The organism is Amycolatopsis vancoresmycina, from assembly GCF_000716785.1.
GTDB classification, from domain to species: domain Bacteria; phylum Actinomycetota; class Actinomycetes; order Mycobacteriales; family Pseudonocardiaceae; genus Amycolatopsis; species Amycolatopsis vancoresmycina.
This window is the reverse complement of the sequence record NZ_JNYY01000012.1, coordinates 104,273-120,897: the sequence shown is the minus strand read 5'-3', so window position 1 is coordinate 120,897 and position 16,625 is coordinate 104,273. Positions and strand designations below refer to the sequence as shown.

At 74.7% G+C, this 16,625-nt stretch carries 11 protein-coding genes; 2 read left to right on the top strand and 9 right to left on the bottom strand.

Going from position 1 to position 16,625, the window contains the following annotated elements; translation table 11 throughout:
• A complete protein-coding gene (locus tag OO60_RS27375) occupies window positions 1-5,370 on the top strand; it encodes a condensation domain-containing protein (protein WP_033262372.1) in 5,370 nt (1,789 codons plus the stop codon).
• Window positions 5,367-6,353 (top strand): 3-oxoacyl-ACP synthase III, encoded by a 987-nt coding sequence (locus OO60_RS27370; protein WP_004562491.1) that lies wholly within the window; start codon window positions 5,367-5,369, stop codon window positions 6,351-6,353. Before OO60_RS27375 ends, OO60_RS27370 begins: the two co-directional genes overlap by 4 nt.
• A 111-nt stretch (window positions 6,354-6,464) precedes the next feature.
• Here the strand turns inward: OO60_RS27370 and OO60_RS27365 are convergent, their stop codons facing one another.
• The 9 genes from OO60_RS27365 to OO60_RS27325 all read right to left on the bottom strand — a co-directional run bounded on the left by OO60_RS27365 (window position 6,465) and on the right by OO60_RS27325 (window position 16,313).
• On the bottom strand, window positions 6,465-8,339 hold the full coding sequence (locus tag OO60_RS27365; RefSeq protein WP_033262371.1) for a Calx-beta domain-containing protein: 1,875 nt from the start codon (window positions 8,337-8,339) through the stop codon (window positions 6,465-6,467).
• A gap of 320 nt (window positions 8,340-8,659) precedes the next feature.
• A complete protein-coding gene (locus OO60_RS27360; RefSeq protein WP_004562489.1) occupies window positions 8,660-9,889 on the bottom strand; it encodes an NAD(P)/FAD-dependent oxidoreductase in 1,230 nt (409 codons plus the stop codon).
• Entirely contained in the window at window positions 9,886-11,424 is a 1,539-nt protein-coding gene (locus OO60_RS27355) for an FAD-dependent oxidoreductase (protein ID WP_051767787.1), read from the bottom strand. Before OO60_RS27355 ends, OO60_RS27360 begins: the two co-directional genes overlap by 4 nt.
• Window positions 11,421-12,152 (bottom strand): class I SAM-dependent DNA methyltransferase, encoded by a 732-nt coding sequence (locus OO60_RS27350; RefSeq protein WP_033262370.1) that lies wholly within the window; start codon window positions 12,150-12,152, stop codon window positions 11,421-11,423. The genes OO60_RS27355 and OO60_RS27350 overlap by 4 nt, the downstream gene beginning before the upstream one ends.
• On the bottom strand, window positions 12,149-12,469 hold the full coding sequence (locus OO60_RS27345; protein WP_033262369.1) for a lycopene cyclase domain-containing protein: 321 nt from the start codon (window positions 12,467-12,469) through the stop codon (window positions 12,149-12,151). Before OO60_RS27345 ends, OO60_RS27350 begins: the two co-directional genes overlap by 4 nt.
• Window positions 12,466-12,807: a lycopene cyclase domain-containing protein gene (locus OO60_RS27340; protein ID WP_003103964.1), complete on the bottom strand. Its 342-nt coding sequence runs from the start codon at window positions 12,805-12,807 to the stop codon at window positions 12,466-12,468. The genes OO60_RS27345 and OO60_RS27340 overlap by 4 nt, the downstream gene beginning before the upstream one ends.
• Before the next feature lies 1 nt (window position 12,808).
• Window positions 12,809-13,771: a phytoene/squalene synthase family protein gene (locus OO60_RS27335; RefSeq protein ID WP_033262368.1), complete on the bottom strand. Its 963-nt coding sequence runs from the start codon at window positions 13,769-13,771 to the stop codon at window positions 12,809-12,811.
• Entirely contained in the window at window positions 13,768-15,243 is a 1,476-nt protein-coding gene (crtI, locus tag OO60_RS27330; protein WP_033262367.1) for a phytoene desaturase family protein, read from the bottom strand. The genes OO60_RS27335 and crtI overlap by 4 nt, the downstream gene beginning before the upstream one ends.
• Window positions 15,240-16,313 (bottom strand): polyprenyl synthetase family protein, encoded by a 1,074-nt coding sequence (locus tag OO60_RS27325; RefSeq protein WP_003088717.1) that lies wholly within the window; start codon window positions 16,311-16,313, stop codon window positions 15,240-15,242. The genes crtI and OO60_RS27325 overlap by 4 nt, the downstream gene beginning before the upstream one ends.
• Between the last annotated feature and the right edge of the window lie 312 nt (window positions 16,314-16,625).

The window sequence follows — 16,625 nt, the reverse complement described above, 5'->3', positions numbered from 1 at the left end:
GTGCGCAACGACGACGTGGCGATCATCGGGGTGTCCGCCCTGCTCCCGGGCGCCCACGGGCTGGACGCCGTGCACGACCTGCTCGCCGCGGGCCGGGACGTGACCGGGCAGCCCGACCCGGACCGGCTGCGGGACAACGGTTTCGCGGCCGGCCCCGGCTACCTGCCGATGGGCTACCTCGACCGGATCGACCGGTTCGACCACCGGTTCTTCGGCGTCCCGCCGGCCGAGGCCGCGTGGATGGACCCGCACCAGCGGCTGATCCTGCAACTGGCCCACGAAGCCCTCGAGAACGCCTGCTACGCGCCACGATCCCTGCGCGGATCCCGGACCGCCGTCGTGCTCGGGAGTTCGCGAAGCGACTACGAGGACCTCTTCGACGAGGAGGATCCGCAGCAGATCCTCGGCATCATCGGGGCGGCGCTGGCGGCGCGGATCAGCTACCGCCACGACTTCACCGGGCCCGCGCTCGTCCTCGACACCGCGTGCAGCGGCAGCCTGGTCGCGATCGCCCACGCCGTCGCCCTGCTGCGCAGCGGGGCCGCCGAGCTGGCGCTGGCGGGCGGCATCAGCGTGCGGCCGGTGCCGATCCGCGAGGCCGGGCACGTCCCGGTCCGCGGCGTCGAGTCGCCCGAGGGGCGGTGCCGCCCGTTCGACGAGCGGGCCACCGGCGCGGTCGGCGGCGAAGGCGGCGGGATCGTCGTGCTCAAGCCGCTGCCCGCCGCGCTCGCCGACGGCGACCACGTGCACGCGGTGCTGAAGGGCATCGCCGTCAACCACAACGGCTACCGGATGGCCAGCATGAGCGCGCCGAGCCGGCAGGCCCAGACCGAGGTGATCACCGCGGCCTGGCGCGACGCCGGGGTCGACGCGGCCACCGTCGGGTACGTCGAGTGCCACGGCTCGGCCACCCCGCTCGGCGACGTCGTCGAGGTCGAAGCGCTGCGCCAGGCGTTCCTCGACGCCGGCGTGACGGCCCCGCACTGCGCGATCGGCTCGATCAAGGGCAACATCGGGCACCTGGACAACGCCGCCGGGGTCGCCGGGCTGGTCAAGGTGCTGCTCAGCGTGCGGCGCGGCGTCCGGTACCCGACCGCGCACTTCGAGACGCCCAACCCGCTGATCGACTTCGGCGGCCCGGTGCGGGTGAACCCCGCGTTCGGCCCGTGGGACGGCGACGGGCCGCGGCGCGCGGGGCTGAGTTCGTTCGGCCTGACCGGGACCAACGTGCACGCCGTCGTCGAGCAGGCCCCACCGCAGGCGGTGCCCGAAGCACCGGCCGAGACCGGCCACCTGGTCACGGTGTCGGCGAAGACGGCGTCCGCCCTCGCCGCCTACCGCGACCGGCTCGCCGCCTTCGCCGAAGAGAGCGGGCACGGCGTCCGCACCATCGGCCACGCCATGAACCGCGGCCGCGACGACCACCCGTTCCGGATCGCCGTGGTCGCCGCCGAGCCCGCCGGCCTCGCGGCGGCGCTGCGGTCGGCCGCCGTCCCGGACGCGCCGGTCGCGGACGACCCGCCGGTGGTGCTGCTCTTCTCCGGCGACGGCGGGGTCGAGCCGGAGGTCTGGCGGGAGCTGTGCGCGGCGTGGCCAGTCCTCGGCGACGAGCCGCTGCCCGCCGAGCCGGCGCCGCGGCTGGTCGCCGTCCAGCACGCCCTGCACCGGCTGGCCCGGTCGCTGGGCATCCCGGACACCCACCTCGTCGGGTCCGGTGCGGGCAACCTGTCGGTCCGGATCGCCCGCGGTGAACTGTCCCTTGTGGACGGACTGGCGGCGGCCGCGGACCGGCCCGTCGGCCCCGAACTCGACGCCGCCCGGCTGGCCGAAGCGGTCCGCGGGTTCGTCCGGGACGGCGCGGTGCTGGTCGAGCTGGGCACGAGCGGGGTGCTGTCGCGGACGATGCGCCGCCTCGCGCCCGAGCTCGGCTGCGTCGAGCTGGTTGCCGGCGGCGGGCGGCGGGCGGTGCTGCGGCAGCTGGCGACGCTCTACCGGCTCGGCGTCCGGCTCGACTGGGACCGCCACTACGCCGGGGCCGTCGTACCGCGGATCGAGGCACCGGCCTACCCGCTCGAAAGCGTCCGCTGCTGGTGCCGCCCGCCGGGCGCGCCGCCCGTCGAGACGCGGGCCCCGGCAGCCCCGCCCGCCGCGGTGTCCGATGTGGACACCGAACGCCGGGTCGCCGAAGTCTGGGCCCGCGCCCTCGGCGAGGCTGGGCTCGGCCCGGCTTCGGACTACTTCGCCCACGGCGGGACGTCGATCGCCGCGATCACCGCGCTGCGCACCCTGGAACGCGACTTCGGCGTCGAGCTGACCTTCGCCGACCTGTACGCCCACCCGACCGTGCGGGCCTTCGCCGCCCGCGTCGAGGCGGTCCGGGCCGAGGGCGGCCGGTCCGGGGCCGTCCCCGCCGTGCGGGTGCTCCCGCGCGGCGGGCCGCTGCCGCTGTCGTTCGGCCAGGAACAGCTGTGGTACCTGGACCGGCTGAACCCCGGCACCGCGCTCTACAACATCCCGCACGACCTCCGCCTGTCCGGGCCGTTGGACGAAGGCGCGCTCGCCGGGGCCGTGCAGGACCTCGTCGACCGGCACGAGATCCTGCGCACCTGCATCCCCGACGACGACGGCGTTCCCTTCGTCCGGCTCGCCCCAACCTCGCCACGCTTGGTCGTGCACGACCTGAGCGCGCTCCCCGAAGCCGAGCGGCACGCGCACGAACTGGCCGACGCCGAAGCCGTGCGCCCGTTCGACCTGGCCACCGGCCCGCTGGTCCGGATCACCCTGGTGCGCCTGGCCGCCGACGACCACGTCCTGCTGTGGACCTACCACCACATCGTCTTCGACGGCTGGTCCCCGACGGTGTTCTTCCGCGACTTCACCGAGCTCTACCGGGCGCGGCTGGCCGGCCGCGCGCCCGACCTGCCGGACCTGCCCTTCCAGTTCGCCGACTTCGCGGCCTGGCAACGGGACCGCCTGACGGGGGAGACCCTCGAACGCGGCCTGCGGTTCTGGCGCACCCGGCTGGCCGGGCCGCCTTCCGCGCAGCTGCCGCTGGACCGGCCGCGCCCGCTCGCCCAGACCTTCGACGGCGACCTCGTGGAGTTCACCGTGGCCGAACCGGCGGCCGAGGCCGCGCGGGCGTTCAGCCGCGAACACGGCGTGACGACGTTCGTCACCATGCTCGCCCTGGTCGACGCGCTGCTGCACCGGTGGGCCGGGTTCACCGACGTCGTCGTCGCGGTGGCCACCTCCGGCCGGACGCACCCGGGCACGCACGACCTCATGGGGTACTTCAACAACCTGCCGCCGTTCCGCACCCCGGTCGAGGGCTCGCTGTCGTTCACCGCGCTGGTGCGGCGCTGCGCGGACACCGTCGCGCAGGTGCTCGACCACGAGGAAATCCCCCTGGAGAAGATCGTTTCCGCGGTGTGCGGCCCCCGCGAGCCCGGCCGCCAGCCGCTGTTCGACGTCGCCTACACCTACCAGAACGTCCCGCAGGACACCGCCGAGCTGGGCGGCCTCGGCTGCTCGCGGTTTTCCGAAGGCGGCACGATCGCCGGGATCGCGCCCGGCACGGCGAAGTTCGACCTGACCGTCGGCGTCATCGACCAGCAGGACGGCCCGATGGACGGCTACTTCGAATACGCGACGGCGTTGTTCGACCGCAAAACGGCCGAAGCGCTCGCCCGGCTGCTGCCCGGCCTGCTCGACGCCGTGCTGCGCGACCCCGGCCGCCCGCTCGGCGACCTCCCGGCCGTCGACGGCGAGCCGGAACCCGCCCCCACCCACCGGAGCAGTGAGCCCGCCATGACCGTAACCTCCTTTGTGGACAGTGAACCGATCGCCCGCGCCGAGCACGTCCTCACCGCGATCTGCGCGGACCTGCTGCCCGGCGGCCCGGTCTCGCCGAAGGACAACTTCTTCGACCTCGGCGGCGACTCGGTCCTCGGCGTGCGGGTGGCCGCGCGGGCGGCGAAAGAGGGCGTCCACTTCACCCCGCAGCAGCTGCTGCAGTGCCGCACGCTCGCCGAGCTGGCCCGGGCCGCGGTCGTCGACGGTCCCGCCGCCACGCCGTCCGAAGCGCCGGTCCCGGAGCCGCTCCGGGGGATCCCGCCGACGCCGATCATGCACAGCTTCCTGCACCGGATGCCCGACGACGTCGGGGACTTCGTCGACGTGCACACGGTGGAAACCACGCCCGAGGTCGCCCCGGCCGCGATCCGGACGGCGATCTCGCACCTGCTGGCCCTGCACGAGCCACTGCGCTACCGGTTGCGGCGCAACGCACTGGGCGCCCGCCTCGAGGTCGCGGACCTCACCGCGGCGGACGTGTTCGACACGAAGGTGCTCCCGCCGCTGGGCGCCGAAGAGGAACTCGGGATCGTCGCGGACGACTGCCAGGCGATGAAGGCGGAGATGGATCCCGCGCGTGGGCCGCTGTTCCGCGTCCGCCACTACGACCGCGGCCGCGCCCGCGGCGGCCTGCTCGTGCTGCTGGTCAACCACTTCGTCTTCGACAACATGTCCACTGTGGTCGTCCTCGACGACCTCGACGTCCTGCTCGGCGACCTCACGGCGGGCCGCACGCCGTCGCTCGCGCCCCGGCCGCCGCGGTGGCGCGAATGGGCCGGGCACCTGCAGGCGATGGCGGCTTCCGACGAGCTGTCGGCCGAGCTGACGTACTGGACGGCGACCCTGCGGGCGGGTGCGGCAGCCGGGACGATCGGCGGTTCGCCCGGCGACGGCATCACCGTCCGGACCCTCGACGACCCGGCGGTGGCGACGCTGCTCTCGGCCGGCGGCGCGGAAGGCCGGGAAGCGGCGCTGTGCGCGGTGTCGTGCGGCCTGGCCCGGTGGCAGGACGCGCCGAGCGCGTTCGTGATGACCGAGGGGGAGGCCACCCCGAACCCGTTCCGGCTGGCCGGGCGCGGCCCGTCGGTGGGCTGGTTCACCACGCTGCACCCGCTGGTGCTGCCGGTCGAGCCCGGCACCGCGGCCCGCGCGTGCCTGCCGGAGATCACCGACCGCGCGCGGTCGGTGCCGAACGACGGCGTCGGCTACGGCATGCTGCGCCACCTGTCGCCGGACTCGCCCGGCACCGCGCAGCTGCGGGCCCTGCCCGAACCGGAGGTCCTCGTGCTCCACGGGCCGAGCGACACCTCCGCGTTCGACTCCGGCGTCCGCCTCCTGCGGACCCGCTGGGACCTGTCGGTGAACCTGAAACGCGCGGTCGCGTCGTGGTTCCCGCTGGTCGTGACGAGCGCGGTGCGGGACGGCGCGCTGCGGCTGGCCGTGGCGGGCGGGGTCGGCGAGGCCCGCCTGGACACGCTCGCCGACGAAATCGTGCGCGCTTTCACCGAACTGCCGTGATCGCGCTCGCCGCGTCGGCCTGGTACCTGCCCGAGACGTCGGTGAACGTGGCCGAGCTGCCCGAACTGGCCACGCTGTCCGAGACCGAACACGCGACCTGCGCGGCCTTGGGCGTCGACCGGGTCCCGGCCGACGACACGCTCACCGCGGCCGACCTGGCCGCCCGGGCGGGCCGCCGCGCCCTGGCCACCGCGGGCCTCGACGCCGCCGACGTCGACGTCGTGCTGACCGTGGAGCCGCGGGCGCCGCAGACGCTGGTCAGCTCGGAAGCCACCCGGCTGCAGGCGGTGCTCGGCGCGGACCGGGCGATGGCGTTCTCGGTCGGCGGCCTCGGCTGTGCGTCGCTCACCCCGGCGCTGCTCGCGGCCAGGGGGCTGCTGCACGCCGATCCGGACCTGGCGAACGTGCTCGTGCTGCACGGGAGCAAACCCGCGACCCCCGGCCGCTACCGCCACCCCGTCACGGTCAACGGCGACAGCGGCGGCGCGCTTCTGGTGCGCCGCCGGGGAGAACTCCGGATCCGGGACATCCTGCTGGAGACGAACGGCGCCTACGCGGACCTGTTCCGCGTCGAGTACCGCGACGAGGAGTTCGCGCGCTGGCGGGAGGAGTGCACCGATCCCGCGGGCTATTCGTTCCGGCTGGCCGTGGAGACCCGCAACCGGCTGCGGGACCTGGTCGCCCGGCTCCTCGGCCGCAACGGCCTGACCCCGGCGGACGTCCCCTGCTACCTCACGCAGAACCTGTCGACGGCCGCGTTCCGGAACTGGTCGGAGGCGCTCGGCGTCCCGATCGCCAAGGCGTGCTCCGAAAACCTGGCCCGCTGCGGCCACCTGGGGCCCAACGACGTCTTCTTCAACCTTTCCACCGCCCGGGAGACCGGCGAGTTCGACGGCCGGGCGGTGCTGCTCAACATCAGCCCGGCCGCGGCCTGGAGCGCCCTGCTGGTCACCACCGACGACACGACCTCCCACGAGCTGTGACGCCCGGGGTCGTGAGTGGTAAGGCGGGTTCTAACCCGCCTTACCACTCACGACCGGCCGCGGCAGACGCCGGGGCGGGCGGTGGCCGCCCGCCCCGGGTGGTTCACCGGATCAGCGCTTGCAGGGGTTGCCCGCCGGGTGCGCGGCGGTGCCGTGCACGTCGGCCTGGGACTCCGCCAGCACGATCTTCGCCAGCGGGGTTTCCAGCGCGACCGCCTGCTGCTTCACGACGCCGTTCACGATGGTCTGGCCGTTGAGCTTCAGCGAGCCGATGACCAGCGCGATCGTCAGCGGCGCCGAGCCCACCGTGACCGAGGCGCCGTTGATCTTCAGGGACGCGATGGTCGAACTGCCGGTCAGCACCGGGGCGAGCCCGCCCGGGCCCGGCTGGCAGGTCGCCGCCGCCTGCGACTGGATCACGCCCAGCTCGATGGTCAGCCCGACCGTGCTGATCACCGTCTTGTCGATCCTGGCCGCCGCCTGCGCGTGGTCACCGGCCGCCGGAGCCGCCGACTGGTCGTCGGGGGCCAGGTCGGTCGAGGCGGTCAGCGCGTGCGTCTGCACCTTGATCAGGCCGGCGTTGAGCGTCGCGTCGAGGACGCTCTTGCTGTCGTCGGCGCAGGGCAGGTTCGCCGGGTTCGCCACGGCCGCGGTGATGCCGATGACGTTCGCGGCGGTGCCGGTGCAGGAGAAGACGCCGTCGCGGTCGTCGTCGACGATCGTGCCGACGCCGGTCGGGTCGACCAGCCCGGCGCCTGCCGGGTTCGAGAGCGTCACGGTGAACGTCTCGTCCGGCTCGTCGACGGTGTCCGGGTTGACCAGCACGGTCACCGGCTTGCTCGTCTCGCCGGGCGCGAAGGTCACGTCACCGCTCGCCGCCTGGTAGTCGGCCGGTGCGGTCGCCGTGCCGTCCGCGGTGGCGTAGTGGACGGTCACCGGGTTCGGGCTCGCGCCGCCGAGCAGCGACACGGTGAAGGTGGCCCGCACCGGCGCGCCGCCGGAGCCCTCGTTCACCGTGACGTCGTTGATGCTCAGCCCGAGCACGCGCACGGTCGTCGTCTCGACGAACCCGCGGGACACGCCGTCGACCAGGTAGTCGACCGTGCAGTGGTACGTGCCCGGGGCGGCGTCGGCCGCGGCCGCGACGGTCTCGGTGAACGTCGCGACGTCGCCGCTGGGCACCTTGACGCTCGCCGGGGCGTTGGTGAGCGACAGTTGCGGGTCGCAGCTGGTGACCTTCGGCGCGACGGTGACCTCGATGGACTTGATGCCGTCGAGGATCGCCTGCGACACCTGGTTCGACGGCACGTTGTTCAGCAGCACGCCGCCGGTGGCCGTGGCGATGGCGCTCGCCTGGCCGAGGGCGTCGAGCGCGCCGACGTTGACCGCGACGACGCGGATGTTCGCCGCCTTGAGCGCGTCGATGGTCTGGGCCAGGGTGTGCCCGCCGCTGGGGTCGTGCGACGGCGCGTCGCCGAACCAGGCGATGATGCGGGTGCCGTCCGGGCGGTAGGCGACGGCGCCGGTGGCCAGTTCGTACAGGGCGTTGAGGTCGGCTTCGGGCGTGTCACCGCCGCCGGCCGCCGACCACTGGTCGATGCCGGCCTGCACCGCGGCGGTGTTGCCGGTGATGCCCTGGTTGACCTTGAACGGCACGGAGTCGGAGAAGTCCTTGTACTCGGCCACGCCGAACTGGGCGGTCGGTTGCGCGGCGAGCACGTCCCCGGTGATGGCGTTCGCGTTCGCGCGGACGTTGTCGATCGCGCCGCCCATGCTCCCGGTGGTGTCCGCGAGCAGCACGAGGTCGGGGTTCGGCGGGACGGCGGAGGTGGTGACGTGCTTGGTGACGACGGCGCTCGCCCCGGCGGCGAGCGTGAGGTCGACGGTGGCCGGATCGACGCCGGGCGGCGCCGCGGCGGCCACCGCGGCCGGGGCGAGCAAAGCACTGACCGTGGTCAGCGCGACGAACAAGGAGCTCCGCGACATGGACTTCCCTTCCGAAAGGCCGGTTTACTGCGGGTTGCCTCGGGAAGACGGAATGCGCGGGATTTCGTTAGCAGGGCGGGGACGCGTCACCCGGAGCGCCGCATGTCAAGGCGCTCAACGGGTTGCGGCGGCCGGGCCGGGCTACGGAGACCAGGGCCGCGCTGCGCCGGAACACCGAAGATCGCCGCGCGGCTTTCACTCCATCCGGCGACGAAGACCGCCGCACCGGCACGAAGGGTGCCGCCCGTCCGGGCGAATCGCGGCGGTTTTCGCGGGGCGGGGAGCGAATTTCCGCCCGGATGTCGTAACGCGGGACGCGGTCAGCGCGCCGCGCGGCCGAGGTCGGCGAGCACGGCGCGCGCCGCTCGCGCGCCCGAAGCCAGGGCACCCTGCAGAGAACTCGTGTCCCGGTGGTCGCCGCACACGTACAAGCCGTCGCCGAGGCGGACCGGGCGCCGGATCTCGTGCGGCGGCGGCATCGACGGCAGGGCGTGGGCGATCTCGTACCGGCCCACCAGCGGCCAGCGGCTCGTGTCGGTCCGGTACAGCCGGCCCAGCGCGCGGCGCACCTCGTGCTCCGGCAGCGGGCTCAGCGCCGACGCGCTCACCAGCGCGGCTCCCGGCGGCGCGTAGGTGGGGCACACTTCGCTGATCACGCTGGTGTTGACGACCGGCCCGCCCCGCGCGTCGACCACGATGACCGGTTCGCGCAACGGCGACCGCGGTGGCGCGAAGTACCACGTCGTCCCGCTGTTCCACCGCGGCTCCGCGACACCGGCCAGCTTGGCGGCCGCCGAGCCGTCGGTCGCGACGACGACCGCGCGGGCCGTCCAGGTCTCGCCGCCCGCCGTGCGGACCCGGCCGGGCCCGGCCTCCTCGACCGGCGCGTTCAGGTGGACCGCCGCCGTCGGCAGGACGCGGGCGAGCTGCCGCGGCAGCTCGCCCATGCCGAGGGCGGGCAGCGACGGCGCCGAGCGCAGGAAACTGCGCCACACCAGCTGGAAGAACCGCGCCGACGTGGTCAGGTCGTGCTCCAGGAACACCCCCGAGAGGAACGGCCGGAACACCGTCTCCACGGCCCGCGCGGACACCCCGGCGCGCCGCAGCTCGTCGAGCGTCGTGCGGTCGTCGCGGTCGAGGATCGCCTTCGCCGGTCCCGCGGCGACGCGGGCGGACAGCGCACCGAGCGCGGCGAGGTCCTTCGCCGACAGGTACCGCCGGGCCGCGATGTCGCGCAGCGCCTTGGGCGTGTCGACCGGGTTCCCGAGCAGCGAGACGCGGTCGTCGTCGGCGATCCGGACCGCGCGCCAGAACCGGCCGAGGTCCAGGGCGTCGACGTCCACCAGCCGCCGGATCGCCGGGTAGGCCGGGTTGAGGATCTGGAACCCGCGGTCGAGGCGGAACCCGTCGACGACGTCGGTGCGCACGCGCCCGCCCACGTCGTCGGCGGCTTCCAGCACCGCGCACGGCACCCCGGCCCGGTGCAGGGTCACGGCGGCGGCCAGGCCGGCGAGGCCGGCGCCGACGACGACGACTTCGTGGCCGGTCATCGCGCCCCTCCCGCGGTGGCCGAAGCGAGCCGGTTCAGCAGGCCGATCCGGCCGCGGTTGGGCACCGAGCGCAGCGGGTGCCCGGCGAGGCCCCAGCCGGCAAGCAGCGTGTTCGCCGCGGCCCAGCCGGTGGTCGCCGCGCGTTCCATCAGCGCGACCGGGAGGTCGATCCGCACGCCGTCGCCGGCCAGCGCCAGCGCCGGGTCCGGGGTGGTGACCGTGGGCCGGCGCGCGAAGTCGCCGAGCCCGAACAGCGGGCAATCCTCGCGCCACAGCGAAACGGCCCCCGTGACGCGCGCGGTGAGCGTTTCCGGGTAGATCGCGTGCAGCCGGTCGTCCACCGCTTTGACCAGGGTCTCGCGGTCGTCGGTCGCGGCCGCGTAGGCGTGCAGCTCGACGACCGAACCGCCGGTGCGGGCCGCCCACCGCCGTGCCTCGCCCTCGTAGCGGTCGAGGAGGCTGATGTTGTCCAGCGGCGGCACGCTGCCGGTGCCGAGGAAGGGCGGCCGGCCGGCGTCGACCGGCCGGTCGAGCCAGAGCCGCCGCACCAGGAACGGCGGTGCGGTGCGCAGTCCCGCGACACCGTCCCGCCACCCGGGCGTGCCGACGCCCGGCGAGGCGGCGACGATCTCCTGCAGCCCGCGCACGTCACAGGCGAGCACGACGGCGTCGAACGGCGTGGTGTCCGCCGTCGTGGTGACCGTGAACCCCTCGGCCGTGCGGCCGAGGGAGGCCACCGGCGTGCCGGACCGGATGGTCACCCGGCGGTCGGCCAGGTACCCGGCGAGGGGGTCCCACAGGGCCTGCGGGAACGGTTCGGCGGGCACGTCGAAGACCAGACCCTCGCTGGAACCGAGGAAGTACAGGTGGAACATGGTCGCCAGCTCCGCCGCGGACAGCTCGCGGGGATCGGCGAAGAAGCTGCGGGAGAACACCTCGAACGCCAGGTGCCGGGCCGCTTCCGGGAAGTTGATCGCCTCGAGGAAGCTCGCGGCGTCGGTCTCGTCGAGCCGGTGGTAGGTCTCCGGGACGCGCACCGTCGCCAGCGGCAGCGCGCCGCGGCCGTTGAGGCGCACCAGGTCCCGCGCGGTGAACGTCGGGCTGCGCCAGGCGAACGCCAGCGCGTTCCACGGCGGCGTCCGGGGGAGCCCGGCGAAGGTGTCCGTGCGGCCCTGGGCGTCCAGCAGCGGGTAGTCGGCCAGCGGGGTGAGCCGGTCCAGCTGCGGATCGGTGCGCATCAGCAGCGACCGCAGGTTGTAGTACTGGCGGAAGAAGGCGTGGAAGCCCCGGCTCATCGTCACCGGCGTCCCGTCGGCCAGCCGCTCGGCCCAGCCGCCGACCCGGCCGCCGAGGTGGTCCTCCCGCTCGAACAGCGTCACGGTGACCCCGCGCTCGGCCAGCCCGGTGGCCGCGGCGAGGCCCGCGATGCCGCCGCCGACGACCGCCGCGGCCGGCCGGCGGGCGAGCCGTCCGGCGTCGGGCAGGCCGGGCGCGCCCGGGAGCGTCTCGATCCGGCGGTCTCGGCCGAGGGTCACGGCTGCTCCTGCGGGTTGGTGCCGAGGACGGTGTGGACGACGCCGTGCTGCCAGCCCGGCATCGTGGCGGTCCGGACGTCGGTGAACCCGGCGGCGGCGAGCCGGCCGGCGAGCGCGCGGATCCCGTCGAACTCGAGGACGCTGCGGCGCAGGTGGCGGTAGAGCGTCGCGTCGCCGGTGGTCACCTTCCCGAGCGGGATGATCACGCCCGCGCAGACCGCGTTCCACACCCACCGGGCGCGCCGCGAGTCCCGGACGGAGTACTCGTGGATCGCGATGCGGCCGCCAGGCCGCAGCAACCCGCGCAGCCGCCGCAGCTGCCGGTCCGGGTCGGTGAGGTTGCGCAGCAGGTACGCCGCCAGGATCGCGTCGAACGGGCCGGAGATCCCGGCGAGTTCCTCGACCGGCGTGTGCACGAAGGTGACCGTGCCGGGCCACTGCTTCGACCGGGCCTGCGCGAGCATCTCCCCGGAGGCGTCGAACGCGGTGATCTCCGCCCCGGGCGCGGCCGACCGCAACGCGGCCGTCGACGCGCCGGTGCCGCAGCCGGCGTCCAGCAGCCGCAGGCCCGCCCCGGCGGCGGGCAGCGCCAGCCGCCGCGCCGACAGCCGGAGGTGCTCGTGGTAGCCGGGGTTGGCCCCGACCAGCCGGTCGTACCAGCGGGCTTCGGTGTCGAAGGCCGACGGCACCGCCCCGCGGGGGAGGCCGTTCTTCGCCATCGCGCTCATGATCGCTCCTCGCGGGGGCCGGTTCGTTCCCACACCAGCAGCACCGCGGTCACCAGCGCGAAGCCGAAGAGGAAGTCCTCGACCGGGATGTCCCAGGGGAAGCGCCAGCCGGTGATGTGCTCGGGGGAGTAGCGGACGATCGGGTCGGACAGCTTGGTCAGCCAGCCGTCCACCGGGATCTGGAAGGCGGTCACGATGGCCATCGTGAACCAGTAGGCCGGGCGCCGGAACAGGCCCGTGCGCAGCAGGCGGAGTTCGGCCAGCACGACGACGGCCACCGCGGCGGCCGCGGGCACGGTGTAACCCCAGGGGATCACCGGCGCACCTCCTTCCGCGCGAACCGCCGGACCAGCGCGGCGGTGAGCTGGACGGCTTCGTAGGTCAGCAGCCCGCAGATCGGGATCACCACGAAGAACAGGACTTCCTCCAGCGGCACGGCGAAGGGCGCGCGAACGCCTGTCACGCGGCCCGGCGCGTAGTCCCAGACGCGGCCGGCGATGGCCAGCGCGTCCCACACCAGGAACACCAGGGCCACCGGCAGCACCGTGCGGGCCAGCCGCCGCGGCTGCCGGTACACGCGCGCCCCCGCGAGCTCCAGCGGCAGCGTGACCAGGACGCAGGCCGCCAGCACGATCAGGTATTCGAACTGGCCCACCTCAGCCCACCGCCACCGGCAGCGCCGGGGCGGGGTGGCGGGCCCGCGCCCACTGCGTGCGGGCCACCGCGCCGCACGCCACCAGCAGCCGCCGCCCGCGGGAAACCGCCGCGCGGCCGGCGAAGACGTCGTGGCCGGCGTCCTCGATGCGGTCGAGGATCCGCCCGTACAGCGTCGCGGCCGTGGCCACGCACGGGCGGGACACCGGGTGCAGCATCGCGATCCCCGGGCGGGCCTCGGCGTAGACGTCGCGGGTGACGGCGATCTGGTTCCGGATCGCCGCCCGGACCGGCTGGTCGGCCCGCCCGTGCCGGGCGCACCACAGCAGCCGGTCGCGGTCGACGCCGTGCGCGGCCAGTTCGTCGGACGGCAGGTAGACGCGCCCGCGCGCCAGGTCCTCGGCGACGTCGCGCAGGAAGTTGGTCAGCTGGAACGCCTTGCCCAGCGCGGCGGCCCGCGGCTCGGCCTCCTCGCGCGGGGCGACGGTGCCGAGCACCGGCAGCACCTGCAGCCCGATCACCTCCGCCGAGCCGTGCACGTAGGTGTCGAGATCGGCGCGGGTGGCGTAGCCGGTGACGGTGAGGTCCATCCGCATCGAGGTGAAGAACGCCTCGAAGTACGCCTTGGCGAGCGTGTACCGGGCCGCCGTGTCGATCACCGCGGTGAGCAGCGGGTCGTCGCTCACCCCGGCCTTCAGATCGGCCAGGAAGCGGTTCTCCACCTCCCGCAGGCGGGTGTCGAGCAGCTCCGGGGTCGCGTCCACGGCCGGCTCGTCGACGATGTCGTCGAGCCAGCGGGCGAAGCCGTAGAGCGCGTGGATCGCCGGCCGCTGGGCCGGGGTCAGCAGCCGCGTGGCGAGGAAGTACGTGCGGCCGTGCCGGGCGTTGAGTTCGCGGCACCACGTGTAGGCCGAGCGCAGGCCCGGTGCGCGGATGCCGGCGGCGTCGAGTTCACGTCGGGTCATCGAGTCCCTCCGGTGATCCGGTCGGCGGCCAGTCTGCCGGAGATGAGCACGGTCGGCACCCCCACGCCGGGCACGGTGGCGCCGCCGGCCAGGACGGCGTTGTCCGTCCCGCGCGGGAGGTTCCGCGGCCGGAACGGCCCGGTCTGGGCGAAGGAGTGCGCGTAGCTGAACGGTGTCCCGGCGACCAGGCCGCGGTCCGCCCACTCGGCCGGGCCGAGCACGTGCGTGAACTCCGGCTCGAAGCCGGGCAGCAGCCGGGCGCGGGCGACGTCGAGGACTTCTTCGGCGTAGGCGTCGGACTCGGCCGCCCAGTCCGCGGGGCCGCGGTCGAGGTTGGGCACCGGCGCGAGCACCGAGTACAGCTCGCGCCCGGATGGGGCGAGGCCGGGCTCGGACGCGGTCGGCCGGGTGATCAGCAGCGACGGGTCGCTCATCCGCCGTCCCTGGGTGATGAGCTCGTCGAACGTCGACCGCCAGCCGTGCCCGAAGGAGATCGTGTGGTGGGCGACGTCCGGGTGCCGGGCCGGGCCGCCGGCGTGCACCACGAGCGCCGACGGCGCGGCCCGCAGCGGGACCGGCCGCCGCGGCCGCCGCCCGAGCAGCCGGTAGCTCTCCGGCAGCTCGGTGGTGAGCACGACGGCGTCGCACGGGTACCGGCCCCCGGAGGCGGTCCGGACGGCGGTGACGCGGGTGCCGCGGCGTTCGAGGGTGTGCACGGCGTCGCCGTACTCGAACTTGACCCCGGCGTCGGCCGCGACCCGGGCCAGCGCCCGCGGCAGGGCGGCGATGCCGCCGGTGGGGAAGTACACCCCGCCGACGGTGTCCATGTAGGAGATCACCGCGTACAGCGCCAGTGCCCGCATCGGGGATTCGCCCGCGTAGAGCGCCTGGAAGGTGAACACCCGCTTGAGCCGCTCGTCGGAGAGGAACCGGCCGACCTGCCCGTCGAGCCGCCGGAAGCCGCCCAGCGCCACCAGCCGGGCCAGCTCCGGCCGGAGCATGCCGAGCGGGGAGTCGATGTTCGCGTCGACGAACCGGCCGAATTCGGCGCGGTACAGCTTCGTCAGCCAGTCGCGCAGGCGGGTGTAGCCCGCGGCTTCGGCCGGCCCGGCGAACTCGCGGACCGCTTCGGTCATGGCGTCCGCGTCGGAGTGCACCGGCAGCGTGCTGCCGTCGGCGAACTGGGCCACGTACGCCGGATCGAGGCGGGTGAGCGGCAGTTCCTCGGTGAGCTGGGCGCCGACCGCGGCGAAGGTGTCCCGCAGGATCGAGGGCATGGTCAGCACGGTCGGGCCGGTGTCGAGCAGGTAGCCGTCCCGTTCGACGCGGCCCGCGCGGCCGCCCGGGCCGGGATCGCGCTCGAGGACGGTGACCTCCCGGCCGCGGCCGGCCAGGTGCAGGGCCGCGGCCAGGCCGGCCAGCCCGGCACCCACGACGACGACGCGGTCCGCCGGTCCGGGCACGGTCCTCATCGGTCGCGGTCCGTGCAGCGGGCCGCGAGCGCGGCGAGCAGGTCGGCGGCCGGCTGCGGGACCACCGCCGGGTCGATCGCGGCGAGCGCCTTGTCGGCCCGTTCCCGGATCAGCTCGCCCAGCCGGTCCCGTGCGCCGGTCGCGACGATCAGCTCCCGCCAGCGCCCGACCGCTTCGTCGCCGACGGCGGGGAGGCCGATCAGCTCGGCGAAGTCGGTCTGCTGCCGCCGGTCGGCCATCGCGGCGGCCAGCACGACGACGCTGGAGGCCTTGCGGTCGCGCAGGTCCTGCCCGGCGGGCTTGCCGGTGACGGCCGGATCGCCGAACACGCCCAGCAGGTCGTCGCGGAACTGGAACGCCTCGCCGACCAGGCCCCCGAACTCCGACAGCCCGGCGGTCAGCTCGGGCCCGCAGCCGGCCAGCGCCGCGCCGAACTCCAGCGGCCGCCGGACCGTGTAGTTGCCGGACTTGCGGCGCAGGACGTCGAGCAGGGTGTCCCAGCTGGGCAGCGCCCGCGCGTCGTTCACCAGGTCGGCGAGCTGCCCGACGGCCAGTTCGGCGCGCATCGCGTCGTAGTGCGGCCAGCCGCGGGCCAGCCGGTCCGGGGCCAGCCCGCTTTCGCGCAGCAGCTGCTCCGACCACACCAGGAACAGGTCGCCGAACAGCGTCGCGGCGGACTCGCCGAACCGGGCGGCCGAGCCGGCCCAGCCCTGCTCCTCGTGCCACCGGGCGAACCGGACGTGCAGGGCGGGCCGTCCCCGGCGCAGCTCCGAGCCGTCCATCACGTCGTCCTGGACCAGGGCGAAGCAGTGCAGCAGTTCCAGCGCGGCGGCGGCCCGGACCGCGGCGTCGGAATCCGGCTGCCCGCACCGCCAGCCGGCGTAGGCGAACAGCGGCCGGAGGCACTTCCCGCCCGCCACGAACTCGGGCACCGCGGTCACCGCGAGCGCGCCCTCGCTGCGCCCGGCGAAGTGCTCGGCCGCCCGTTCGCGCACGAAACCGTGCGCCTCGGCCAGGCAGCGCCGCCCCAGGGCGTCCAGCCCGCCGGCCGGCGTCGTCGTCGCGGTCATCCCCCGCCCTCCCACAGTCAGGCTATTCGATTCGCAACCGTTTCATATGGGGTGTAGCTTGTCCACTTGAACGGGTGAAGACGTGGCGGCGGACCGGCGTGATCGGTGCCGCATCGAAGCGACTTTCCTGTGGACGGGGTGGCGATGCCACGCGCCGCCCCGCCGGGCCCGCCGTTACACCCCCTCGGCGCGGGCCCGGCATCCGGCGGCGCCCGGACTCCACACCGGGCGTCGCCGGATGTGAGCCGGATAAACCGTGATCTGCATCACAAATCACCCCCGATGGGGTATGGGTAGGAGAGAACAGGAGCC